This is a genomic window from Streptomyces sp. NPDC048361 (assembly GCF_040651795.1).
Lineage (GTDB): Bacteria > Actinomycetota > Actinomycetes > Streptomycetales > Streptomycetaceae > Streptomyces.
In genome coordinates, this window is record NZ_JBEZKW010000068.1 from 1 (window position 1) to 24352 (window position 24352).

At 71.3% G+C, this 24352-nt stretch carries 20 protein-coding genes and 2 pseudogenes; 11 read left to right on the forward strand and 11 right to left on the reverse strand.

Translation table 11 applies throughout. The annotated features are described in order from the left end of the window. Positions 1–43: 43 nt before the first annotated feature. Positions 44–244, reverse strand: a complete 201-nt coding sequence (locus AB0D31_RS29185; protein ID WP_362728632.1) for a hypothetical protein — start codon at positions 242–244, stop codon at positions 44–46. 229 nt (positions 245–473) lie between these two features. After that, complete coding sequence (locus tag AB0D31_RS29190) at positions 474–893, reverse strand: CBS domain-containing protein (protein ID WP_362728634.1); 420 nt, start codon at positions 891–893, stop codon at positions 474–476. A gap of 200 nt (positions 894–1093) precedes the next feature. Between AB0D31_RS29190 and AB0D31_RS29195 the strand changes: the two genes are divergently transcribed. Then, positions 1094–2284 (forward strand): acyl-CoA dehydrogenase family protein, encoded by a 1191-nt coding sequence (locus AB0D31_RS29195; protein ID WP_362728636.1) that lies wholly within the window; start codon positions 1094–1096, stop codon positions 2282–2284. 33 nt (positions 2285–2317) lie between these two features. On the opposite strand, the gene AB0D31_RS29200 is transcribed toward AB0D31_RS29195, so the two are convergent. From AB0D31_RS29200 to AB0D31_RS29220, 5 genes are read right to left on the reverse strand one after another with little or no spacing between them, the layout of a single operon-like run. Then, positions 2318–2986 carry a potassium-transporting ATPase subunit C gene (locus AB0D31_RS29200; RefSeq protein WP_362728638.1) on the reverse strand — a complete coding sequence of 223 codons (669 nt, stop codon included), beginning with the start codon at positions 2984–2986 and terminating at the stop codon, positions 2318–2320. Positions 2987–2992: 6 nt separating this feature from the next. Further along, a complete protein-coding gene (gene kdpB / locus AB0D31_RS29205) occupies positions 2993–5089 on the reverse strand; it encodes a potassium-transporting ATPase subunit KdpB (RefSeq protein ID WP_362728640.1) in 2097 nt (698 codons plus the stop codon). Further along, positions 5086–6750, reverse strand: coding sequence for a potassium-transporting ATPase subunit KdpA (gene kdpA, locus AB0D31_RS29210; protein WP_362728642.1), 1665 nt, complete (start codon positions 6748–6750; stop codon positions 5086–5088). The genes kdpB and kdpA overlap by 4 nt, the downstream gene beginning before the upstream one ends. 8 nt (positions 6751–6758) lie before the next feature. Then, on the reverse strand, positions 6759–6848 hold the full coding sequence (kdpF, locus tag AB0D31_RS29215; RefSeq protein ID WP_362728644.1) for a K(+)-transporting ATPase subunit F: 90 nt from the start codon (positions 6846–6848) through the stop codon (positions 6759–6761). Then, positions 6845–7030, reverse strand: a complete 186-nt coding sequence (locus AB0D31_RS29220; protein WP_362728646.1) for a hypothetical protein — start codon at positions 7028–7030, stop codon at positions 6845–6847. Before AB0D31_RS29220 ends, kdpF begins: the two co-directional genes overlap by 4 nt. A gap of 211 nt (positions 7031–7241) precedes the next feature. Here AB0D31_RS29220 and AB0D31_RS29225 point away from each other — a divergent pair, with 211 nt between their 5' ends. The 3 genes and pseudogenes from AB0D31_RS29225 to AB0D31_RS29235 all read left to right on the forward strand — a co-directional run bounded on the left by AB0D31_RS29225 (position 7242) and on the right by AB0D31_RS29235 (position 10907). Next, on the forward strand, positions 7242–8204 hold the full coding sequence (locus AB0D31_RS29225; RefSeq protein ID WP_362728648.1) for an oxygenase MpaB family protein: 963 nt from the start codon (positions 7242–7244) through the stop codon (positions 8202–8204). Then, positions 8186–9193: pseudogene (locus tag AB0D31_RS29230) on the forward strand (serine/threonine-protein kinase); the annotation flags it as partial. The gene AB0D31_RS29225 and the pseudogene AB0D31_RS29230, both read left to right, overlap by 19 nt. A gap of 148 nt (positions 9194–9341) precedes the next feature. Further along, complete coding sequence (locus AB0D31_RS29235) at positions 9342–10907, forward strand: NAD(P)/FAD-dependent oxidoreductase (RefSeq protein ID WP_362728650.1); 1566 nt, start codon at positions 9342–9344, stop codon at positions 10905–10907. A gap of 53 nt (positions 10908–10960) precedes the next feature. On the opposite strand, the gene AB0D31_RS29240 is transcribed toward AB0D31_RS29235, so the two are convergent. Continuing rightward, a complete protein-coding gene (locus tag AB0D31_RS29240) occupies positions 10961–12724 on the reverse strand; it encodes a serine hydrolase (RefSeq protein WP_362728682.1) in 1764 nt (587 codons plus the stop codon). A 293-nt stretch (positions 12725–13017) separates the two neighbouring features. Between AB0D31_RS29240 and AB0D31_RS29245 the strand changes: the two genes are divergently transcribed. The 3 genes from AB0D31_RS29245 to AB0D31_RS29255 all read left to right on the forward strand — a co-directional run bounded on the left by AB0D31_RS29245 (position 13018) and on the right by AB0D31_RS29255 (position 16646). Beyond that, on the forward strand, positions 13018–14127 hold the full coding sequence (locus AB0D31_RS29245; RefSeq protein ID WP_362728652.1) for a nitronate monooxygenase: 1110 nt from the start codon (positions 13018–13020) through the stop codon (positions 14125–14127). After that, entirely contained in the window at positions 14124–15674 is a 1551-nt protein-coding gene (locus AB0D31_RS29250; protein ID WP_362728654.1) for an acyl-CoA synthetase, read from the forward strand. The genes AB0D31_RS29245 and AB0D31_RS29250 overlap by 4 nt, the downstream gene beginning before the upstream one ends. Before the next feature lie 108 nt (positions 15675–15782). Beyond that, a complete protein-coding gene (locus AB0D31_RS29255) occupies positions 15783–16646 on the forward strand; it encodes an RNA polymerase sigma-70 factor (RefSeq protein ID WP_362728656.1) in 864 nt (287 codons plus the stop codon). On the opposite strand, the gene AB0D31_RS29260 is transcribed toward AB0D31_RS29255, so the two are convergent. Beyond that, positions 16643–17071 (reverse strand): helix-turn-helix domain-containing protein, encoded by a 429-nt coding sequence (locus tag AB0D31_RS29260; protein ID WP_362728658.1) that lies wholly within the window; start codon positions 17069–17071, stop codon positions 16643–16645. The two genes, AB0D31_RS29255 and AB0D31_RS29260, sit on opposite strands and share 4 nt — an antisense overlap. Positions 17072–17154: 83 nt before the next feature. Between AB0D31_RS29260 and AB0D31_RS29265 the strand changes: the two genes are divergently transcribed. Further along, positions 17155–18060 (forward strand): NAD(P)-binding domain-containing protein, encoded by a 906-nt coding sequence (locus AB0D31_RS29265; RefSeq protein ID WP_362728660.1) that lies wholly within the window; start codon positions 17155–17157, stop codon positions 18058–18060. Positions 18061–18309: 249 nt separating this feature from the next. Beyond that, a pseudogene (locus tag AB0D31_RS29270) lies at positions 18310–19859 on the forward strand (fatty acyl-CoA synthetase). 40 nt (positions 19860–19899) lie between these two features. Here the strand turns inward: AB0D31_RS29270 and paaK are convergent. Then, positions 19900–21192: a phenylacetate--CoA ligase PaaK gene (paaK, locus tag AB0D31_RS29275; protein WP_362728662.1), complete on the reverse strand. Its 1293-nt coding sequence runs from the start codon at positions 21190–21192 to the stop codon at positions 19900–19902. Positions 21193–21389: 197 nt separating this feature from the next. Between paaK and AB0D31_RS29280 the strand changes: the two genes are divergently transcribed. Then, positions 21390–21599, forward strand: a complete 210-nt coding sequence (locus AB0D31_RS29280; RefSeq protein WP_362728664.1) for a hypothetical protein — start codon at positions 21390–21392, stop codon at positions 21597–21599. Positions 21600–21693: 94 nt separating this feature from the next. Here AB0D31_RS29280 and AB0D31_RS29285 read toward each other — a convergent pair whose 3' ends face one another. After that, positions 21694–23316 (reverse strand): acyl-CoA synthetase, encoded by a 1623-nt coding sequence (locus AB0D31_RS29285; RefSeq protein ID WP_362728665.1) that lies wholly within the window; start codon positions 23314–23316, stop codon positions 21694–21696. 166 nt (positions 23317–23482) lie between these two features. Here AB0D31_RS29285 and AB0D31_RS29290 point away from each other — a divergent pair, with 166 nt between their 5' ends. Beyond that, positions 23483–24283, forward strand: a complete 801-nt coding sequence (locus tag AB0D31_RS29290) for a crotonase/enoyl-CoA hydratase family protein (protein ID WP_362728667.1) — start codon at positions 23483–23485, stop codon at positions 24281–24283. Positions 24284–24352: the final 69 nt, after the last annotated feature.

A 24352-nucleotide genomic window follows, 5' to 3' on the forward strand; every position in this document is an offset into this window, starting at 1 on the left:
CGGGCCACAGCCCGGCCCCACCGCCCACCACTGAGCCGTTCACTCAGGGAAGCAGCTTGTCCAGGGCGGCGGGTCCCTCGGCGGCCAGCTTGCGCTCGGCCCAGGCCAGGCTCTCCGGGGTGACGTCCCGCCCGGAGGCCAGCACCAGGTCCTCCGCGCTGACCTCGCCCCCGGCGCCGGTGTGCAGCAGCGCGTCAGGGGTCACGGGGTCGGACTGCGAGCTGGAATCGGACCGGTTGTTCATGCCGCCTCCTACGTTCGTCCAGTAATGCACCATTCTGGTCCCCGCCTACCCGGTCCGCATCCGGCGCACACGCCCCATCGATACCGGCCCGCAGGCCCTTGCGCGGACTGGCACACGGGCTCCATCGGTACCGGCGCACACGCCCTTGCGCGGACCGGCGCCACCGGGGCTCGGGGACGGCCGAGCGCAGCCGCGTACGGCGGGCCGCGGCGGTGCGGCGCCGCCCGGCTCAGGAGGACGCGTACACCCGGCCCGCGTACGTCGCGAACGCCTCCGCGGTGAGCTTGCGGGCCAGGTCCGCCTCGGTGATCATGCCGACCGGAGTACCGTCCTCGACCACCACGATCCGCCGGATCCGGGCCTCGCTCATCGCCCGCACGGCGAGCGCGGCGTCGGCCCCCGCGTCGACGGTGTGCACGACGCCCTCGGCGAGGTCGCCCGCGGTGACCTTGGCGGCGTCCTTGCCCGCGGCGAGCGCCTTCACGACGATGTCGCGGTCGGTCACGATACCGCTCAGCGTTCCGTCGCCGCCCTTCACGGGCAGCGCGCCGATCCCGTGGTCGCGCATCAACTGGGCGGCGCGGTCGAGGGTTTCGGACGCCGGGACGCACCGTACGTCGGCGGTCATCAGGTCGCGGGCAGTGGTCACGGGAAGCCTCCGGTTCAGGGGTGCGCGAGGGGCACGGATACGGAACACACGCCTCGGCCCATGCTCACCGCGCGGGCCGCTCCCGGCGACCGGTCGGCGCCGTTCGAGTACGCGCGACGGGCGACGACCGCACCCCTTCCGGATTCTTGGAACACGTTCTACTGTGTGCGCCGCCGTACCGCGACCGTCCTGGAGGGGCCGTGCACCTCGCATACACGCCTGAGCAGCAGCAGTTGCGCACCGAGCTGCGGACCTACTTCGCCGGGCTCGTACCGGACAACGTGTACGCCCGGTACGGGGATCCGGCGGCGCAGAAGCGGTTCTACCGCGAGACGGTGCGCCGCCTCGGCGCGGACGGCTGGCTCGGGGTGGGGTGGCCCGAGGAGTACGGCGGGCGCGGCCTGACGCCGATGGAGCAGTTCATCTTCTTCGACGAGGCCGCACAGGCCGGGGTGCCGCTTCCGCTGATGGCCCTGAACACCGTGGGCCCGACGATCATGCGGTACGGCACGGACGAGCAGAAGGCGTACTTCCTTCCGGGGATCCTCTCCGGCGAGATCGACTTCGCCATCGGCTACAGCGAACCCGACGCGGGAACCGACCTCGCGGCGCTCAAGACCCGCGCGGTGCGCGAGGGCGACGAGAGCAGCGGCACGTACACCGTGAACGGCCAGAAGATCTGGACCACCAACGGCGACACCGCGGACTGGGTGTGGCTCGCCGTGCGCACCGACCCGGACGCCCCCGCGCACAAGGGCATCACCATGCTCCTCGTGCCGACCTCCGACCCCGGCTACAGCTGCACCCTCATCAACACCCTCGCCTCCCACGACACCACCGCCAGCTACTACGAGAACATCCGGGTCCCCGCCACGCGCCGGGTCGGCGAGGAGAACAAGGGCTGGCGGCTGATCACCAACCAGCTCAACCACGAGCGGGTCACCCTGGCCGCCCACGGCACCATGGCGATCCGCGCCCTGCACGACGTCCAGCGCTGGGCCGCCGACACCCAGCTCGCCGACGGCCGCCGCGTCATCGACCTCGGCTGGGTCCGCAAGAACCTCGCCCGCACCCACACCCGTCTCGACGCGATGAAGCTCCTCAACTGGCAGATGGTCAACGCCGTACAGGAGGGGACGCTCACCCCGCAGGACGCCTCCGCCGTCAAGGTGTACGGCTCCGAGGCGCGCCGGGACGCCTACGCCTTGCTGATGGAGGTCGTGGCGGCCGCGGGGTTCCTGAAGGAGGGTTCGGCCGGCGCGGTCCTGCACGGCGAACTCGAACGCGGCTACCGCTCCGCGGTGATCTTCACCTTCGGCGGCGGGAACAACGAGATCCAGCGCGAGATCATCTCCTGGATCGGCCTGGGCATGCCGAGGGTCCGCCGCTAGGAGGTCTCCGGCCCCCGGCCGTGGGTCCGTGCCTCAGCGGCCGGCCAGCGCCCTGACCGCGATGTTGAGCTTCAGGACGTCGACCCGCGGCTCGCCCATGAAGCCGAGCGTGCGGCCCTCGGTGCTGTCCGCAACGAGTTTCTCGACCTGCTCGACGCCGAGGTGGTTCCGCTCGGCGACCCGGTGGACCTGGAGCCCGGCGTACCGCGGCGAGATGTCCGGGTCGAGGCCGGAGCCCGAGGAGGTGACGGCGTCGGGCGGGACGTCCTGGGGCTTCACCGTGTACGTGGCCGTGGAGTTGTCCCGCACGACGGCCGCCCTGGCGTCCTCGACGAGCCGGGTGAGGTCGGGGTTGTCGGCGGCCTTGTTGGTGGCGCCGGACAGGAGCAGCGAGTACCGCGTGTTGACGCTGTTGGTCCCGAGGCCGTGGGAGGGGCGCGGCTGGAACCACCTCAGGTCCGGCTCGGCGGGGCCGGCAGGGCCGGCCTTGGGGAGGTCGTAGGTCTGCCCGATGAGGGACGACCCCACGACCCGGCCGCTCTTGTCCTTGATCTCCGAGCCGTTGGCCCGGTCGCCGAAGGCGGTCTGGGCGATGCCGGTGACGGCCAGGGGGTAGACGACCCCGCACAGGGCCGTGAGGACCAGCAGGGCTCGCAGAGCAGCACCGATCAGGCGCGCGCTGTTTCCGACGGAATTGTTCATAGCTGATCAGCCGATTCCAGGGATGAGGGTGATGAGCAGGTCGATGAGCTTGATGCCGACGAACGGCGCTATGAGGCCGCCGAGTCCGTAGATCCCGATGTTGCGGCGGAGCATCCGGTCGGCGCCGGCCGGCCTGTACTGGACGCCCCGAAGGGCGAGCGGTACGAGCGCGACGATGATGAGCGCGTTGAAGACGACGGCGGAGAGGATCGCCGAGTTCGGCGAGTGCAGACCCATGACGTTGAGCTTGTCGAGGCCGGGGTAGACCGCGGCGAACATGGCCGGGATGATCGCGAAGTACTTGGCGACGTCGTTGGCGATGGAGAAGGTGGTCAACGCCCCGCGGGTGATGAGGAGTTGCTTCCCGATCTCGACGATCTCGATGAGCTTGGTGGGGTTGGAGTCCAGGTCCACCATGTTCCCGGCCTCCTTGGCGGCCGAGGTGCCCGTGTTCATCGCCACGCCGACGTCCGCCTGCGCGAGGGCCGGGGCGTCGTTGGTGCCGTCGCCCGTCATCGCCACGAGCTTGCCGCCGGCCTGCTCCCGCTTGATGAGCGCCATCTTGTCCTCGGGCGTCGCCTCGGCGAGGAAGTCGTCGACGCCGGCCTCCTCGGCGATGGCCTTGGCGGTGAGCGGGTTGTCACCGGTGATCATGACGGTCCTTATGCCCATGCGCCGCAGCTCCTCGAACCGCTCGCGCATGCCGTCCTTGACCACGTCCTTGAGGTGGACGACCCCCAGAACCCGGGCGCCCGAGGCGTCCTCGACGGCGACGAGCAGCGGTGTCCCGCCCGCTTCGGAGATCCGGCCGGCCAGAGCCTCGGCGTCCTCGGCGACGCGGCCACCGCGCTCCGTCACCCAGGCGACGACCGAACCGGCCGCGCCCTTACGGGTCTTCCTGCCGTCGACGTCCACGCCCGACATACGGGTCTGGGCGGTGAAGGCGATCCAGGTGGCCTGCGTCAGGTCACCCTGGTGGCGTTCGCGCAGCCCGTACTTCTCCGTCGCGAGCACCACGATCGAGCGGCCCTCGGGGGTCTCGTCCGCGAGCGACGACAGCTGGGCGGCGTCCGCGAGTTCGGCCTCGGTCGCGCCCCTCACCGGGACGAACTCGGCGGCCTGTCGGTTGCCCAGCGTGATCGTGCCGGTCTTGTCGAGCAGCAGCGTCGACACGTCGCCCGCGGCTTCCACGGCGCGTCCGCTCATCGCCAGGACATTGCGCTGGACGAGACGGTCCATGCCCGCGATGCCGATGGCGGAGAGCAGGGCGCCGATGGTGGTCGGGATCAGACAGACCAGCAGCGCGGTGAGCACGATCATCGACTGCTGGGCCCCGGCGTGGATCGCGAACGGCTGGAGCGTGACCACCGCCAGCAGGAAGACGATCGTGAGGGAGGCCAGCAGGATGTTGAGGGCGATCTCGTTGGGCGTCTTCTGCCGGGCCGCGCCCTCGACGAGCGCGATCATGCGGTCGATGAAGGTCTCACCGGGCTCGGTGGTGATTTTGACGACCACGCGGTCGGAGAGAACCCGCGTACCGCCCGTGACGGCCGAGCGGTCGCCGCCCGACTCGCGGATCACCGGCGCGGACTCGCCGGTGATGGCCGACTCGTCCACCGAGGCGACGCCCTCGACCACATCACCGTCGCCGGGGATGACGTCCCCGGCCTCGCACACCACCAGGTCGCCGACGCGCAGCTGCGTACCGGGCACCAACTCCTCGGCGGATCCGGTCAGTCGGCGGGCGACGGTGTCGGTCTTGGCCTTGCGCAGGGTGTCCGCCTGCGCCTTGCCGCGCCCCTCGGCCACGGCCTCGGCGAGGTTGGCGAAGACGGTGGTGAGCCACAGCCAGACGGTGATCGCCCAGCCGAACCAGTCGGTCGGATTCTTGACGGCGAGGACGGTGGTGACCACGGAGCCGACCAGAACGACGAACATGACGGGGGACTTGACCATGACGCGCGGGTCGAGCTTCCGCACCGCGTCGGGGAAGGCCTTCACCAGGGCCCTGGGGTCGAAAAGGCCGCCGCCGACACGTCCTTGAGCCTGGTGTCCCGCGGGCAGCTCTTCGTGCGGGGCACGGGTGGGCGTGATGGTGCTCATGAGGCGAGCCCTTCGGCGAGCGGTCCCAGCGCGAGGGCCGGGAAGTAGGTCAGTCCGGTGATGATGAGGATCGTGCCGACGAGCAGGCCCGCGTAGAGCGGCTTGTCGGTGCGCAGCGTGCCCGCCGTCTCGGGGACCGGCTTCTGCTCGGCGAGCGAGCCGGCCAGGGCGAGCACGAAGACCATGGGCAGGAACCGGCCGAGGAGCATGGCGATGCCGATGGTCGAGTTGAACCACTGTGTGTCCGCGTTGAGGCCCGCGAAGGCCGAACCGTTGTTGTTGGCGCCCGAGGTGTAGGCGTAGAGGATCTCCGAGAAGCCGTGCGCCCCCGGGTTGGCGATCGAGGTGACCGGCGTGGGCAGCGCCATCGCGGCGGCCGTGAAGCCGAGGACGAGCGCGGGGGTGATGAGGATGTAGCAGGCCGCGAGCTTGATCTGGCGGGTGCCGATCTTCTTGCCCAGGTATTCGGGGGTGCGGCCGACCATGAGTCCCGCGATGAACACCGCGATGACCGCCATGATCAGCATGCCGTAGAGGCCCGAGCCCACACCGCCGGGCGCGATCTCCCCGAGCTGCATGCCGAGCAGCTGGATGCCGCCGCCGAGACCCGTGTACGAGGAGTGGAAGGAGTTGACCGCGCCGGTCGAGGTCAGGGTGGTGGCCACCGAGAAGATCGCGGAGCCGCCGATGCCGAAGCGCGTCTCCTTGCCCTCCATCGCCCCGCCCGCCGCCTGGAGGGCCGGCCCGTGGTGGGCGAACTCCGTCCACATCATCAGCGCGGTGAAACCGACCCAGACGACGGCCATCGTCGCGAGGATCGCGTACCCCTGCCGCAGATTGCCGGCCATCCGCCCGAAGGTCCGCGTGAGGGCGAACGGGATGAGCAGGATCAGGAAGATCTCGAACAGGTTGGAGAACGGCGTGGGGTTCTCGAAGGGGTGGGCGGAGTTGGCGTTGAAGTAGCCGCCGCCGTTGGTGCCCAGCTCCTTGATGACTTCCTGCGAGGCCACCGCCCCGCCGTTCCACTGCTGGGTGCCGCCGGTGAACTGCCCGACCTCGTGGATTCCGGCGAAATTCTGGATGGCGCCGCAGGCGACGAGGACCAGCGCGCCGAGCACGGCGATCGGGATCAGGATACGGACCGTGCCGCGCACCAAGTCAGCCCAGAAATTGCCGAGTTCACCGGTACGGGAGCGCGCGAAGCCCCGCACGAGGGCCACCGCGACGGCCATGCCGACGGCCGCGGAGACGAAGTTCTGGACCGCGAGACCGCCGGTCTGCACGACGTGGCCCATGGTCTGTTCACCGGCGTACGACTGCCAGTTGGTGTTCGCCACGAATGAGGCGGCCGTGTTGAACGCCTGGTCCGGATCGATCGCGGAGAAGCCCAGCGAGCCGGGCAGGATCCCCTGCGCCCGCTGGAGGGCATAGAGGAAAAGCACACTCACGGCGGAGAACGCGAGGACGCCGCGCAGGTAGGCGGGCCAGCGCATCTCGGCCGACGGATTGGCGCCGATGGCTTTGTAGAGCCACCTCTCCGGCCGGTAGTGCTTCTCGGAGGAGTAGACCCGGGCCATGTGGTCGCCGAGAGGACGGTAGGCGAGCGCGAGCGCGGCGATCAGCGCGAGCAGCTGGAGCACGCCGGCGGTTACGGGGCTCATGGCGGTGCTCAGAACCTCTCCGGGTACACAAGGGCGAGGATGAGGTACCCCAGCAGGGCGACGGCGACCAGCAGGCCGACGATGTTCTCGACGCTCACAGCTTGGTCACCCCCTTGGCGACGAGGGCCACCAGCGCGAAGACCGCGACCGTGGTGACGACGAAGGCCAGATCGGCCATCGTGAGCTCCTGAATGACGTGGTGAATGGGTTTCGGCCAGTGGGCCGAAGACGAGCAAACCCCGAGTTCAGCGGCGTATCGCGGTCCGTTGACGGGCTCCATACGGCGGCAGCGGGACTCTTGACGCCGTCCTTACGGGGCGGCGGCTCCGAAGCCGGCCACGCGGCGCCCAAGCCGGCCGCGCGACGCGGGCGCGGTCCGCCGACACCTCGCGGCAGGACGGCCGTCGTGGTCGGTGCGGGTCCACATCGACAGGCGCCCCGTAGACTGCGAAGACGGGCCCGGCCGAGGACACACCCACGGGAGGCGTCGGATGGCAGACGATCCCGGCCCGGGCTGCCTCGGCCCGGCGGACGATCCCGACCCGGGCTACTTCGGCCCGCGATCGGTCACCTGGCAGGTGCACAGTGACCCCATGATGTGGATCGCGGGCATCAGGGCGCTGTACCTCCAGGCGCTCCACCCCCGCGCGGTGCGCGGCGTCATGCAGAACTCCGACTTCCGCAAGGACGCGTGGGGCCGCCTCATGCGGACCGCCACCTTCGTCGGGACCCTCAGCTACGGAACCAAGGACGCGGCCGAGCAGGCCGGCGCCCGCGTCCGCCGCATCCACGCCCTGCTCACGGCGGACGATCCGCGCACCGGGGAGCGGTTCGGGATCGACGACCCCGAGCTGCTCCTGTGGGTGCACTGCGCCGAGATCGACAGCTATCTCACCGTGACCCGGCGCTCCGGGCTGTGGATGAGCGACACCCAGGCCGACCGTTACGTCGCCGAACACCGCGTGGACGCCCGCCTGGTGGGTCTGGACGCGGCCGGCGTGCCGGGATCCGTCGCCGAACTCGCCGCCTACTTCGACACGGTACGGCCCCACCTCGCCGCCACCGAGGACGCCCGAGCCGTGGACGACTTCCTGCGGCGACCGCCCACACCCGCGCTCCTGGTTCCGGCGCGCGCCCTGGTGTGGCGGCGCGTGGCCCGCCTCGCCTACGCCTCGCTGCCCCCGTACGCCCATGAGCTGTACGGCCGCCCCGCCCCCGCAAGGGACACCGTGGACCGGCGGCTGACCCGTACCGGAACCGCGCTGCGCCGCATCCCCGCGACGGTGCGCTGGCAGCTTCCGCCGCGGCACATCCTCAAGGCGGTCGCCCGGCTGGGCCCCGAAACCCGGCCGGCGCCGCACACACTCCGCCAGCAGGCGGCCATACTTGAGGGCCGCAGAGAACAGACGGTCAGTAACGGGGGCGACGGCACCACATGGCGGACACCAGGCTGATCCACGGCCGCTACCGGCTGCTCGACCTGATCGGGCGCGGCGGCATGGGCGAGGTGTGGCGGGCCCGGGACGAATCGCTGGGCCGGCGGGTGGCGGTCAAACTCCTCAAACCCCCGGCGCCCGACCACGAGGAGTCGGTCACCCGCGTCCTGCGCGAACGCTTCCGGCGCGAAGCCAGGGTCGCGGCCGCGCTCCAGCACCGCGGCGTCACCGTCGTCCACGACTTCGGGGAGCACGAGGGCGGCCTCCACCTCGTCATGGAGCTGCTCGAAGGACGCGATCTGAGCCAGCTCCTGGACGAGAACGACCGGCGCCCGCTGCCGGTGGCCGACGTCATGGACATCGCCGAGCAGGTGGCGGCGGCCCTCGCCTACACCCATCGCCAGGGCATCGTGCACCGGGACCTGAAGCCCGCGAACATCATGCGGCTCGACGACGGCACCGTGAAGATCTGCGACTTCGGCATCGCCCGGCTCGACGCCGACACCGGCCTCGCCAACCGGCTCACCGCCACCGGCATCGCCATGGGCACCCCGCACTACATGGCACCGGAGCAGATCGGCGCCGTCGACGTCGACCACCGCAGCGACCTGTACTCGCTGGGCTGTGTGCTGTACGAGATCTCGACCGGGGCGCCGCCGTTCGGCCACCAGGACACCTGGGCGGTCCTGGTGAGCCACCGCGACACCCCGCCCCGGCCGTTGCGCGAGCACCGCGCGGAGCTCCCCGCGTTCTTCGAGCGGGCCGTGCTCGACCTGCTCGCCAAGAAGCCGGATCAACGCCCGGACGACGCAGGCGAGTTCGGTCGACGTCTGGCCGAGGGGCGGGCCTCCTGGGGCCGGCTCGGTGACCCCGTTCCGCTGTCGCTGCGGCGCCCGCCGGCCCTTCCGTCCTGGGCCCACGCCATGACCACGGGCCGCAAGGCGGCACGCGCCGTCACGGGGGTCACGCCGCCCGACCCGACCGTCGGCCTCACCGGCCCGTGGACCGTGGCCACGGCGGGCGCGGACGGCGCAACACCCGCGTGAACGTCCGCCGGGGCGCGCCGCGCCGCGTCCGTGCAGCGGGGCCGGCCCCCGACTCCTTGCCAGGCCGGGACGGGTTCCGCGCGGGAACATCCCGTGTTACCAAGGGGGCATGACCGTACGCACCGCGTTCGCCCGTGACCAGTACGACGCCGTCATCGTCGGGGGCGGCCACAACGGCCTGGTCGCCGCCGCGTATCTGGCGCGGGCCGGGCGCTCCGTCCTGGTCCTCGAACGACTCGGGCGCACCGGCGGCGCGGCCGTCTCCACCCGTCCCTTCGAGGGCGTGGACGCCCGGCTCTCGCGCTACTCCTATCTGGTCTCGCTGCTGCCCCGGAAGATCGTCGACGAGCTGGGGCTCGCCTTCGCGGTCCGCAAACGGACGGTCTCCTCGTACACCCCCACCCGGCGCGACGGGCGCCCCGGTGGCCTCCTGGTCGGCGGCGGGGACGACCGCACCGCCGCGTCGTTCCGTCAACTCACCGGATCGGGCGCCGAGTTCACCGCATGGCAGGAGTTCTACGCCACGACGCGCCGGGTCGCCGAGCGGGTCTTCCCCACCCTGACCGAGCCGCTGCCGACCGCGAGCGCGCTGCGCGAACGCATCGGGGACGACGCGGCCTGGCGGATGCTCTTCGAGGAGCCGATCGGCGTCGCCCTGGAGGACCGCTTCGCCGACGATCTCGTGCGGGGTGTGGTCCTCACCGACGCCCTGATCGGCACCTTCGCCGACGCCCACGACGCTTCGCTCGCCCAGAACCGCTGCTTCCTCTACCACGTGATCGGCCAGGGGACCGGCGACTGGGACGTGCCGGTGGGCGGCATGGGCGCGCTCACCGACGCGCTGGCGGCGGCGGCCCGAGGGGCCGGGGCGGAGATCGTCACCGGGCACGAGGTGACCGCGATCCGCACCGACGGCGCCGAAGCCGAGGTCGACTACGCCACCGAGAACGCGCCCGGCACGGTCGCCGCCCGCAACGTCCTGGTCAACGCCTCCCCGCACGCCCTCGCGGAGCTGCTCGGCGACCCGGCGCCCGAGCCCGCCGAGGGCGCTCAGCTCAAGGTCAACATGCTGCTCACGCGGCTGCCGCGGCTGCGGGACACCGCCGTCGATCCGCGGGAGGCGTTCGCCGGGACCTTCCACATCGCGGAGGGATACGACGCGCTGGCGACCGCGTACGCCGAGGCGGCGAACGGCACGCTGCCCACCGCCCCGCCCTCCGAGATCTACTGCCACTCCCTGACCGACCCGTCGATCCTCGGCCCCGGCCTCGCGGCGCGCGGCTACCAGACCCTCACGCTGTTCGGTCTGCACGCTCCGGCCCGGCTGTTCGCCGAGGACAACGACAAGGCGCGCGACCTGCTCCTCGCCGCGACGCTCGCCCAGCTGGAGGCCCATCTGGACGAGCCGCTGGCCGACTGTCTGGCGAAGGACGCGCAGGGCCGCCCCTGCATCGAGGCGAAGTCCCCGCTCGACCTGGAGCACGATCTGCGGCTGCCCGGCGGCAACATCTTCCACCGCGCCCTCGCGTTCCCCCACGGCGACGGATCGACCGGCCGCTGGGGCGTCGAGACGAGCCGTGCGAACGTGCTGCTGTGCGGGGCGGGCGCCGTGCGCGGCGGCGGCGTGAGCGGCATCCCGGGCCACAACGCGGCGATGGCGGTGCTCGGCCGCTGAGCGGGGCGCGGCCCTGACGCCGCGGACTTCTCTCAACTCCCGCCCGCGGCACGTCAGTCGGCGGAACGGCTCCAGCCCGAGGTCTCGATCAGCGCCGCGTCGTCCGGCCGGGTCTCGTCGAAGACCGTCCGCTCGCCGTCGACGATCCGCAGGCCGTCGGCGTACACCCCGCGTCCCACGTACCGGGGTCCCGTCGTGTACCGCCAGCGCAGCCGCACCGGCCGGCCGCAGCATGCGGCGAGGTCCGCCGTCACCCGATGCCAGACCCGCCCGGACCAGCCCGACACCGACCCAGCTGGGTGCTCCACGGGCCCCGCTTCCGCCCGTACGGTCGTGAAGGGAACGGCCCGCCAGCCGGCCTCCGGGTCCGACGCCTCCAGGGTGACGGTGCCCACGCCGGGCTCGGTGTCCCACCACAGCGAACAGTCCAGACGGGCCCGGCGGCTCGCGACGGTCAGCTCGGGCAGGGTGAGGGTGGCGCTCGTCGCGCGCTCCATGCCCGCGAACCAGGCCGTACCGCCGTGAGCCGGGCGCACCGCGACGGCCCGTGCCAGGGCGTCACCAGCGGCCACCCGTGGCGCGGACCCGGAGCGCCAACCCCGCACCGGATGAACGGAGTTGGCCAGCACGATCAGAAACGTGTCGGTGCTCGGGTCGAGCACGATGCTGGTGCCGGTGAAGCCGGTGTGCCCCGCGCTGCGCGGCGTCGCGAGGGCGCCCATGTACCAGTGCTGGTAGAGCTCGAAGCCCAGGCCGTGCTCGTGGCCGGGGAAGGCGGAGTTGAAGTCGGTGAAGAGGAGCTCCACGGAGGCGGGGGAGAGGATCCGGGCCCGGCCGTAGGCGCCGCCGTTGAGCAGCGTACGGGCGAGGACCGCGAGGTCCCAGGCGCAGGAGAAGACGCCGGCATGGCCCGCCACACCGCCGAGACAGTACGCGTTCTCGTCGTGGACCTCGCCCCACACCAGCCCCCGGTCGAGCCCGGACCACGGCCTGCGGGCGTCCTCGGTGGCGGCGATCTCCGGCTTCCAGGACGCGGGCGGGTTGTACCGCGTGCGGTGCATCCCGAGCGGAGCGGTGATCTCGTCGTGGAGCAGTGCGTCGAGCGGGCGCCCGGTGATCCTCTCCAGGACCAGCTGGAGGGAGATCAGATTGAGGTCGGAGTAGAGGTAGGCGCTGCCAGGCGGAGTCGCCGGCGCCTCGTTCCAGATGAGCTTCAGCTTCTGCTCGCGGGTGGGCGCCCCGTACAGCGGGATCCAGGGCCGGAAACCCGAGGTATGGGTCAGCAGCTGACGTACCGTCACGTTCTGCTTGCCGGCCGCGGCGAACTCGGGCAGGCAGGAGGCGACCGTACGGTCGAGGCCCAGGGCGCCACGCTCGATCTGCTGGACGGCGAGGAGCGAGGTGAACAGCTTGGAGAGCGAGGCGAGGTCGTACACCGTGTCCCGGGCCGCCGCGATCCGCTGCCCGGGCGGAAACTCCACCGCCGTGTCGCTCTTCTCGTCGTACGCCGCATAGCGCACCGCGTCGCCGATGGGCTCGTGCAGCGCCACCGTGGCGCCGCGCCCCGCGAGCAGAACGGCGCCCGCGTACCAGGGGTGGTCGGGGGAGGGGCCGAGGAAGGTCCGCGCCTCGTCGACCAGACGGCGCAGGTGCCCGGGCAGCAGCCCGGCCTGCTCGGCGCTCCCGTGCCGCAGGGTCCGCCCGCGCCCGGCGGCCTCCGCCCCGGCCGGCCGTGAACCCGCCACCAGTGCACCTCCGAGTCCCAGGGCCGCGCCGGCCAGCCGTCGTCTGCTGAAGCCCCGTACGTCCTCTGTCATCGGCACCCGGCCTTCCCTCGCGCGGCTGCCCCGGCGCGCCGAAAACTACTTTCGTGATCACATCGAACCACGGAAACTTTCTGCCCCGGAGCGGTCACTGTCAATGAGGCGGCACGCGGCGCCGGCTCCGTGGCCATCCCGCCACGGTCCGGCCGAGGTCCGGCGGCGGCAGGCGGTGGCCCGGCGGCGGCAGGCGGCAGCCCGGCAGAGGGCCGGCGGAGGCCGGCAAAGAAACTGACGTAGCATCAGAAAATCTCTTCCCTCGTCGCCCGGGCTGCGGCATCCTGCGCCCCATGCAGACGGAGCTGAGCAAGAAACTGGGAGTCGAGCACGCCGTCTTCGGCTTCACGCCGTTCCCGGCGGTGGCCGCGGCCATCACCCGGGCCGGCGGCTTCGGTGTGCTCGGCGCGGTCCGCTACACCGCGCCCGACGACCTCGCGCGCGACCTCGACTGGATGCAGGAACACACCGACGGGCTGCCCTACGGGCTCGATGTGGTGATGCCCGCCAAGAAGGTCGAGGGGGTCGGGGAGGCCGAGGTCGAGGCGATGATCCCCGAAGGGCACCGGCAGTTCGTCCGCGACACCCTGGTCAAGCACGGGGTGCCCGAGCTCGCCGAGGGCGACGTCTCCGGATGGCGTATCACCGGCTGGATGGAGCAGGTCGCCCGCAACCAGCTCGACGTGGCCTTCGACTATCCGATCAGACTCCTTGCCAACGCGCTCGGTTCACCGCCCGCCGACGTCGTCGGGCGCGCCCACGACCGGGGCGTGCTCGTGGCCGCCCTCGCGGGCAGCGCACGGCACGCCCGCCACCACGCGGACGCGGGCATCGACGTCGTCGTCGCCCAGGGCTACGAGGCCGGCGGCCACACCGGGGAGATCGCCACCATGGTGCTGGTCCCCGAAGTCGTCGACGCCGTCGGCCCGCTGCCGGTGCTCGCGGCGGGCGGCATCGGCAGCGGCGAGCAGATCGCCGCCGGACTCGCGCTCGGCGCGCAGGGCGTCTGGCTCGGCTCGCTCTGGCTCACCACCACCGAGGCCGACCTCCACTCCCGCGCGCTGACCCGCAAGCTCCTGGTCGCCGGCTCCGGCGACACCGTGCGCTCCCGCGCCCTGACCGGCAAGCCCGCACGGCAGCTGCGTACGCAATGGACCGACGCCTGGGACGACCCGGCGGGACCCGGCACCCTGCCCATGCCGCTCCAGGGCCTCCTGGTCGCCGAAGCCGTCTCGCGCATCCAGAAGTACGAGGTCGAGCCCCTGCTCGGCACCCCCGTCGGCCAGATCGTCGGGAAGATGACCGCCGAGCGCAGCGTCCGGGACACCTTCGACGAGCTGACGCGCGGCTTCGAGCGCGCCGTCGACCGTATCAACCGCATCGCAGGGAGGGACGCCCGATGAACCAGCCCGCCAACGGCTTCTGGGCCCAGGCCGACGCCGACCCCGACCGCTCCGTCCTGATCGCCCCCGACGGCGAGGAGTGGAGCGCGGGCCGGCTGCACGCCGCCGTCAACCAGCTCGTCCACGGGCTGCGGGCCGCCGGTCTCGAACGCGGCGACGCCTTCGCCGTGGTGCTGCCCAACGGGGTGGAGTTCTTCACGGCCTACCTCGCCGCGTCCCAGGCCGGGTTCTACCTCGTGCCGGTCAACCACCACCTCGTCGGGCCCGAGATCGCCTGGATCGTCGCCGACTCCGGCGCCAAGGTGCTCATCGCCCACGAGCGGTTCGCCGAGGCGGCGACGGCGGCCGCCGACGAGGCGAAGCTGCCCGCGTCGCACCGCTACGCCGTCGGCACCGTGCCCGGCTTCGCCCCGTACACCCAACTCCTGGACGGACAGCCCGAGTCGGTACCCGACGACCGCACGCTCGGCTGGGTCATGAACTACACCTCCGGCACCACGGGACGCCCGCGCGGCATCCGGCGCCCGCTGCCCGGCAAGCTCCCGGAGGAGACCTACCTCGGCGGATTCCTCGCCATCTTCGGCATCAAACCGTTCGACGACAACGTCCACCTGGTGTGCTCGCCGCTCTACCACACGGCGGTCCTCCAGTTCGCCGGCGCCTCGCTGCACATCGGGCACCGCATCGTGCTCATGGACAAGTGGACGCCCGAGGAGATGTTGGCCCGCATCGACCACCAGGCCTGCACCCACACGCACATGGTGCCGACCCAGTTCCACCGCCTGCTCTCGCTGCCCGACGAGGTGAAGGCGCGGTACGACGTGTCCTCCCTGCGGCACGCCATCCACGGCGCCGCACCCTGCCCCGACCACGTCAAACGCGCCATGATCGACTGGTGGGGGAGCTGTGTCGAGGAGTACTACGCGGCCAGCGAGGGCGGGGGCGCCTTCGCCACCGCCGAGGACTGGCTCAAGAAGCCCGGCACCGTCGGAAAAGCCTGGCCCATCAGCGAGTTGGCGGTCTTCGACGACGACGGCGGCCGGTTGCCCGCCGGTGAACTCGGCACCGTCTACATGAAGATGTCGACCGGCGGCTTCAGCTACCACAAGGACGAGAGCAAGACCAAGAAGAACCGCATCGGTGACTTCTTCACCGTCGGCGACCTCGGCTACCTCGACGAGGACGGCTATCTCTTCCTGCGCGACCGCAAGATCGACATGATCATCTCGGGTGGTGTCAACATCTACCCGGCCGAGATCGAGGCGGCGCTCCTGACCCATCCGGCCGTCGCCGACGCGGCGGTCTTCGGTATCCCGCACCCCGACTGGGGCGAGGAGGTCAAGGCCGTCGTCGAGGTGGCCGAGGGCCGCGAGGCGGGCGACGCGCTCGCCGCCGAACTGCTCACCCACTGCGAGGGCAGGCTCGCCGCGTACAAGCGGCCCAAGTCGGTCGACTTCATCGAGACGATGCCCCGCGACCCCAATGGCAAGCTCTACAAGCGGCGGCTGCGCGCACCGTACTGGGAGGGCCACGAACGGGCGATGTGACGCCCAGGACACCTTCCCGGCCGCACTGGCGCCCCGGTCCGCCGTCGAGTTGAATGACGCGGCAGCCGCCGGGGCACGCGCCGGCGACCACGGAAGGTGTCAGGGACCATGACGGAGCACGCCGAGGAGTTCGAGGCCCACCGCCCGGTGCTGACCGGGCTCGCCTACCGGCTGCTCGGCTCCCTGTGGGACGCCGAGGACGTCGTTCAGGACGCCTATCTGCGCTGGAGCCGGGTCGACCCCGGCGACATCAGGGACGCCCGCGGCTTCCTCATCACCGTCACCTCCCGGCTCGCCATCGACCAGCTGCGCTCGGCCCGGGTGACCCGCGAGGCCTATGTCGGGCCGTGGCTGCCCGAACCCGTCGCCACCGACGCGCTCGGCCCGCTCGACACCGCCGAACTGCGCGACACTGTCGCGTACGCCACGGTCCACCTCATGGAGCGCCTCACCCCGCCGGAGCGCGCCGTGTTCGTGCTGCGCGAGGCCTTCCAGCTTCCGTACGAGGAGATCGCCTCCATCGTCGAGGCGAGCGTCGCCAACTGCCGCCAGATGTACAGCAGGGCGGGGCGCCACCTGGCCGCGGGCCGCGACCGCTTCCCGCTCTCCGACGACGAACACGCCAAGCTGCTCACCCGCTTCCTCGAAGCCGCCCGGGGCGGCGACCTCGGCGCCCTCACCGACCTGCTCGCCGAGGACGTCGTCGCCTGGAGCGACGGCGGGGGCAAGGTCAGCGCGGCACGGCGCCCGGTCGTCGGCCGCGCCAAGGTGCTCGCCTTCCTCACCGGCCTGCTCAACCGTTACGAAGTGGAGGCCTTCGACGTCCTCGACGTCAACGGCGCCCCTGCTCTCGCCATCACCGCGGGCGGCCGGCACCAGATCGGGCTGCTCGGCTTCCGGGGCGCCCGGATCGAGGCCATCTACACGGTGCGCAACCCGGACAAGCTCACACGGTTCTTCACTGAGCCCTAGCGGTCCACGGCCCTCAACGGGGCGGCTCCTGCCGAGGGTTGAGGGCCGAGCCGCTCGGTGAGCGCGGCGCCGGCCAACTCGACGGTCGCGGAGTGCTCACGCCGGATCCGCTCGGCACCCCAGGCGCCGAGCGGCCCGAGCGCCTGGTTGAGCGTACGGCCGTGCTGCGTCAGGGAGTACTCCACGCGGGGCGGCACCTCCGCGTACACCTCGCGGTGCACCAGCCCGTCCTCCTCCATCTCCCGCAGGTGCTGTGTCAGCATCTTCTCGCTCACCCCGGGCAGCCCGCGCCGGAGCTGGGCGAAGCGACGTACACCGTGGGCGTCGAGCTCCCACAGGATCAGCCCCTTCCACTTGCCGCTCACCACATCGAGCGCGGCGTCGATGCCGCAGATGTATGGCCCGATCCTCGGCGCCCTGCTCATCCCAAGTCCCCTTACTAGAAGGTAAGTACCGCAGAGAATAGTGGGTACTCCCGAGATCAGTGCTCCTGTCCCAGCATGGAGGAGTGAACGCACAGAACCCCACCACCCCGCAGAACACCTCCGTCACCGTGATCGGGCTCGGTCCGATGGGCCAGGCGATGACACGCACTCTCCTTGCCGAAGGCAGCCGGGTCACCGTCTGGAACCGCACCGCGCACCGCGCCGACGGCGTTGTCGCCGAAGGAGCCACGCGGGCGGCGACGCCCGCCGAGGCGCTCGAAGCGAGCGACCTCGTCCTCCTCAGCCTCACCGACTACCAGGCGATGTACGACGTGCTCGACGGCGCCACCGCGTCGCTCGCCGGCCGCACCCTGGTCAACCTGAGCTCCGACACCCCCGACCGCACCCGTGAGGCGGCGGCCTGGGCGGCACACCACGGCGCCGCCTTCATCGCCGGCGGCGTCATGGTCCCCGCGCCGATGGTCGGCACGCCCGCGTCCTCCGTCTTCTACAGCGGTCGCCCCGAGACCATGGACAGCCACCGGCCGACCCTCGTATCCCTGGGGTCCCCGAGGTACCTGGGATCGGACCCGGGGCTGGCCCAGATGATGTACCAAGCTCAACTGATGGTGTTCCTCTCCTCGTTGTCCGCGCTGATGCACGCCACCGCGATGCTGGGCAGCGCCGGGATGAAGGCCGAGGAGGTGCTGCCGGAACTGCTCGCCTTCACCGACACGATCGGCGCCATCGTGCGGGCCGGCGAAGAAAGGCCCGGCGCCGCACTCGACGCCGGTGAGCATCCTGGCGCGCTCAGCACGGTCACCATGATGGGCGCGACGGCGGACCACATCGTGGAGACCAGCACTTCGCTCGGGCTCGACCTCGCGCTTCCGCTGGCCGTACAGGCCCACTACCGGCGTGCGATCGAGGACGGACACGGCGGTGACAACTGGACCCGCGTCATCGACGGCATCCGTACGCCGCGCTGATACGGACCAGGTGAACGGTCCCGTCGCACAACGGGACGGGACCGGGTCCCTCCGTCGCACAACGGGACGGGACCGGGTCCCTCCGTCGCGCAACGGGACGGGGCCGGGTCCCTCCTCCCGGCGCGCCGAGCCACACCTACCGTGAGCGGGTGCGCCCGGCAGGTCGAGCCGCGCGCACCTGGAACGGCTCCACCCGCCGGGCCGCGCGCGCACCTTGACCCCGGCCGCCCTGCCGCCCAGGATCCAGCCATGGACGAGGTACGCAGCAGCACCGTCGACGGCATCGTGCGCCGCAGCGCCCGCCGCACACCCGACCGCACCGCACTGCGGTACGCGGAGCGCACCTGGAGCTACGCCGAACTGGACGCGGCCGTCTCCGCCGCAGCCGCCTTCCTCACCGCGCGAGGGGTGACCAAGGGCGACCGGGTAGCCGCCTACGGGCACAACTCCGACGCCTATGTCATCGCCTTCCTCGGCTGCGCGCGGGCCGGGCTCGTCCATGTGCCGGTGAACCAGCACCTCACCGGCGGCGATCTGACGTACATCCTGGAGCAGTCCGGCGCCACCCTCGTCCTCGCCGACCCCACGCTCGCGGAGCGCGTGCCCTCCGGCCCGCCGGTGGTCCCGCTGCGCGATGATCCCGACTCGCTCCTCGCGGCGACGGCGACGGCGTCGGATGGGACGGGGGCGGGGGTGGGACGGCGGCGACGAAGATGGCCGAGCCGGTTGCGTACGTCGGCGGGGGCGGGGGCGAGCCCGACGACATCGTGCAGCTGCTCTACACCTCCGGCACCACCGCCCTGCCCAAGGGCGCGATGATGACGCACCGCGCCCTCGTCCACGCGTATGTCTCCGCCATCACCGCGCTCGACCTGCGGGCCTCCGACCGGCCCGTGCACGCGCTGCCGCTCTACCACTCGGCGCAGACGCATGTCTTCCTGCTGCCCTATCTCGCGGTGGGCGCCGACAACACGCTCCTGGACGCGCCGGACGCGGGACAAATCCTAGAGCTGGTGGAGGCGGGCCGCGCCGACTCGTTCTTCGCGCCGCCCACCGTGTGGATCGCCCTCGCGGGTCATCCGGAGTTCACCAAGCGCGACCTCGGCGGACTGCGCAAGGCGTACTACGGGGCCTCGATCATGCCCGTCCCGGTCCTTGAGCGGCTGCGCGAACGGCTGCCGCACCTGGCTTTCTACAACTGCTTCGGACAGAGCGAGATCGGCCCGCTCGCCACCGTGCTCGGACCGGACGAGCACGAGGGACGAATGGACTCGTGCGGGCGCCCCGTGCTGTTCGTCGAGGCGAAGGTCGTCGACGAAAGCGGCGACGAGGTGCCCGACGGCACGGCGGGTGAAGTGGTCTACCGCTCACCGCAGTTGTGCGAGGGCTACTGGGACAAGCCGGCCGAGACCGAAGAAGCCTTCCGCGACGGCTGGTTCCACTCCGGCGACCTGGCGGTGCGCGACCGCGAGGGCTACTTCACCGTGGTCGACCGGGTGAAGGACGTGATCAACTCCGGGGGCGTGCTCATCGCCTCGCGCCAGGTGGAGGACGCGCTCTACACCCACCCGGCGGTCGCCGAGGCCGCCGTGGTCGGCCTCCCCGACGAGCGATGGATCGAGGCGGTGACCGCCTTCGTGGTCCGCTCCGGTGAGGTGACGGAGGGTCAGCTCATCGAGCACGCCCGCGCCTCGCTCGCCGCGTTCAAAGCCCCCAAGCGCGTGCTGTTCGTGGACGAGCTGCCGCGCAACGCCAGCGGGAAGATCCTCAAGCGGGAGCTGCGCGATCGGCTCGCCTGAACAGCGGTGCTGCGGAAGGGAGTTGATGTCCTGGCCGGGCTCAACTCCTCTTCTCGCGCAGGTCCACGATGCGCTTGAATTTGCCCACCGAGCGCTCGATGGTCTCGGGGTCAACGATCTCCACGTCCACGGAGACACCGATCCCGTCCTTGACCGCCGTGACGACCGAGCGCGCGGCGGCGTCGCGCTGCTCGGGCGTCGTGTCCGCGCGGGCCTCCACCCGCACCGTGAGCGCGTCGAGGCGGCCCTGGCGGGTCAGCCGCAGCTGGAAGTGCGGGGCGACCCCGGGCGTACGCAGCACGATCTCCTCGATCTGGGTGGGGAAGAGGTTGACGCCGCGCAGGATGACCAGGTCGTCGCTGCGCCCGGTCACCTTCTCCATGCGCCGAAAGACGCGGGCCGTGCCGGGCAGCAGGCGCGTCAGGTCCCTGGTCCGGTAGCGGATCACCGGCATCGCCTCCTTGGTGAGGGAGGTGAAGACGAGCTCTCCGTGCTCGCCGTCCGGCAGGACCTCACCGGTGAGCGGGTCGACGACCTCCGGATAGAAGTGGTCCTCCCAGATGTGCAGACCGTCCTTGGTCTCCACGCACTCCTGCGCGACGCCCGGGCCCATGACCTCCGACAGGCCGTAGATGTCGACGGCGTCGATCGCGAACCGCTCCTCGATCTCGCGGCGCATCTCCTGCGTCCACGGCTCGGCACCGAAGATGCCCACCTTGAGCGAGGTGGCCCGCGGGTCCACGCCCTGACGCTCGAACTCGTCGAGCAGCGTCAGCATGTAGGACGGGGTCACCATGATGATCTCGGGGCGGAAGTCCTGGATGAGCTGGACCTGCCGCGCCGTCATGCCGCCGGACGCGGGGATCACCGTGCAGCCGAGCCGCTCGGCGCCGTAGTGCGCGCCGAGACCGCCGGTGAACAGGCCGTATCCGTATGCCACATGGACCTTGTGACCGGGCCTGCCGCCCGCCGCGCGGATGGAGCGGGCCACCACGTCCGCCCAGGTGTCGAGGTCGCGCTGGGTGTAGCCGACGACGGTGGGCCGGCCCGTGGTGCCGCTGGAGGCGTGGATCCTGCGGATGTCGGTCTCGGGGACCGCGAACATCCCGAACGGGTAGTGGTCGCGCAGATCGGATTTGGCGGTGAACGGGAAGCGGGCCAGATCGGCGAGCGAGGTGCAGTCGTCGGGCCGCACGCCCGCCTCGTCGAAGGCCTTCCGATAGAACCCCACGTTGTCGTACGCATGGCGCAGGGAGGCGCGCAGCCGATCGAGCTGCAGCGCTTCGAGCTCCGGCCGGCTCAGCCGCTCCGCCTCGTCCAGCAGGGGTGCCATGGGTGCGCTCCGTCCTCGTCCCGCCCCGTGGGGGCGACGAAATCGGACGACCGATCATTCGGTCGTTCTGTGTCGGATCAGTAATTCAGCCGCCCGAGGGGCACGTCAAGGCCTGTGGACAACCTCGCGCCGCATGTCCTTCGCGCTCAGGGCGCACGTCATGGTCCGGCCGCAGGGGGAGTGTGAAGATCATTGGCATGCCCGCCTTCACCAGCTGCGACGGAACCGATCTCGCCTACCGGAGCAGCGGAGAAGGCGACGGCGGTCCGTGCCCCGACCTCGCGGCGAGGACCGCGGCCTGCTTCCCGAACCGCACCCGCGAAGTCCAGCCGGGCGCAGGGCACTTCCCCCGGCTTGACGACCCCGAGGGGTTCGTCGCCGCGCGGCTCATGGGCTTCCTCAGCTGACGTCCGCCTCCGCGGCCACCGTCCGCGCCCAGAGGAGGGCTTCCTCAGCTGACGCGCCTCAGCGGCCACCGTCCGCGGCCGGCGGAGGGCTTCCTCAGCTGACGTCTGCCTCCGCCGCCACCGTCCGCGCCCAGCGGTAGTCCGCCTTGCCGCTGGGGGAGCGTTCGATGGCGGGGGCTATCACCAGCTGGCGCGGCACCTTGTACCCGGCGATCCTGGTGCGGCAGTGTGTCTGGATGTCGTCGAGGGTGGGCTCGGCGGCGCCGTCGCGGAGCTGGACCACCGCCGCCACATGGCTGCCCCACCTCGCGTCCGGCACCCCGGCCACCAGCGCGTCGTACACGTCCGGATGCGACTTGAGGGCCTGCTCGACCTCCTCCGGGTAGACCTTCTCGCCGCCCGTGTTGATGCACTGCGAGCCGCGGCCCAGGACCGTGACGATGCCGTTCTCGTCGACGGTCGCCATGTCCCCGAGGAGCACCCACCGCTCCCGGCCCTTCTGGAAGAACGTCTCCGCCGTCTTCGCCGCGTCGTTGTAGTAGCCCAGCGGTACGTGTCCGCGCTGTGCGAGGCGTCCCGGCACGCCGACCGGGACCGGCTCGTGGGTGGCCGGATCCACCACCCGCGTACGTTCGTTGACCTCCAGACGGAAGCCCTTCTCCGGGCCCGAGTCGTCCGTAGCCTTGCCGTTCGACCCGGACTCGGACGAGCCGAAGTTGTTCAGGAGCAGCACGTTCGGCACCAGCGCCTGAAACTGGGCGCGCACCGTCTCCGACATGATCGCCCCGGAGGAGGAGACGCTGAACAGAGAGGACAGGTCGGTGCCCTTGAGCGGGCCGTGCAGCGCGTCGATGAGCGGCCTCAGCATCGCGTCGCCCACCAGGGACACGCTGGACACCTTCTCCTTCTCGATGGTGCGCAACACCTCCTCCGGCACGTACTTGCGGTGGATGACCACACGCTGGCCGTAGTTGAAGGCGATGAACGATGTCAGGGTCGACGTGCCGTGCATCAGCGGAGGCGCCGGGAAGAAGGTGAGCCCCGCGCCGCCCTTGGCGACCCGCTCGGCCAGCTCCTCGGGCCGCTGCACCGGCTCACCCGCCGGTTCTCCGCCGAACAACCCCGCGAAGAACAAGTCCTCCTGACGCCACATCACGCCCTTCGGCATGCCCGTGGTGCCGCCGGTGTAGATGATGAACAGGTCGTCGGCCGAGCGCGGCGCGAAGGCCCGCTCGGGGGAGCCCGCCGCCTCGGCCTCGGTGAACGGCGTGACGTCGAGAGGCGGCGCGCCGTCCGGGACCTGCCCCACCCGGACGAGATGGCGCAGCTTGTCGGTCCCCGGCAGCGCGCCCGCCACCCGCTCGGTGAACTCCCCCTCGAAGACCAGCGCGGCCAGATCGGCGTCCCGGTAGAGGTAGACCAACTCCTCTTTCACGTAGCGGTAGTTGACGTTGACCGGGACTAGGCGCGCCTTGAGAGCCGCGAGGACCGTCTGGAGGTATTCGACACCGTTGTAGAGGTGCAGCCCCAGGTGCTCGCCTGGTTTCAGGCCGGCGTCGATCAGATGGTGCGCCAGCCGGTTCGCGGCCCGGTCCAATTCCCGGTACGTCAAGCGGCGTTCCGCGCCCGTCCCGGGATGGTCGACGTACACGAGTGCCTCGCGATCCGGGACCACGTCGACGACGGACTCGAACAGGTCGGCAAGGTTGTACTCCACCATTCCTCCTGACACCGGCCCCCAATGACTCGGGGGTCATCAGAGCAAAGCGGTGCACAACTGGGAAGGGGTGCCGCAGAAGTAATCTGACTGTCTGTCAGAAAACTATTGAACTGCCGCCGCCACTACTGCAACCTGTTCTAGGTCTTGAGACGGGAGGACGGCAATGGGCGGTACGGAACACCTCGACGTGCGGCGCGAAGGCGCCACGCTGGTGCTCACCTTGAACCGGCCGGAGGCGAAGAACGCGCTCTCGCTGCCGCTGCTGGTGGGTCTGTACGACGGCTGGCTGGAGGCCGACGCGGACGACTCCATCCGCTCGGTCGTCCTCACCGGAGCGGGCGGCGACTTCTGCGCGGGCATGGACCTCAAGGCCCTCGCGGGCCGGGGCATGGCGGGCGAGCAGTACCGGGACCGGCTCAAGGCCGACCCCGAGCTGCACTGGAAGGCGATGCTCCGCAACCACCGGCCCCGCAAACCCGTGATCGCCGCGGTCGAGGGGTACTGCGTGGCCGGCGGCACCGAGATCCTCCAGGGCACCGACATCCGCGTGGCGGGGGAGGGGGCCACGTTCGGGCTCTTCGAGGTGAAGCGCGGGCTCTTTCCGATCGGGGGCTCCACGGTCCGCCTCCAGCGGCAGATTCCGCGTACGCATGCGCTGGAGATGCTGCTGACCGGGCGGCCGTACGGCGCACAGGAGGCGGCGCGGATCGGGTTGATCGGGAGCGTCGTGCCGGCCGGGGCCGCGCTCGGCCGGGCCCTTGAGATCGCCGCACAGATCAACGCGTGCGGGCCGTTGGCTGTCGAGGCGGTGAAGGCGTGCGTGTACGACACGGCGTCCATGAGTGAGGCGGAGGGGCTTGCGGCGGAGCTTGAGCGGGGGTGGCCGATTTTCGCCACGGCGGATGCGAAGGAGGGGGCGCTGGCGTTCGCGGAGAAGCGGGCGGCGGTCTTTCGGCGGGCTTGAGACCGCCCCCGCCCCGCCCCTTCCCGAAACCCTCCGGCGGGTGAAGGACCCTGGGGCTCTGTCCCGGAC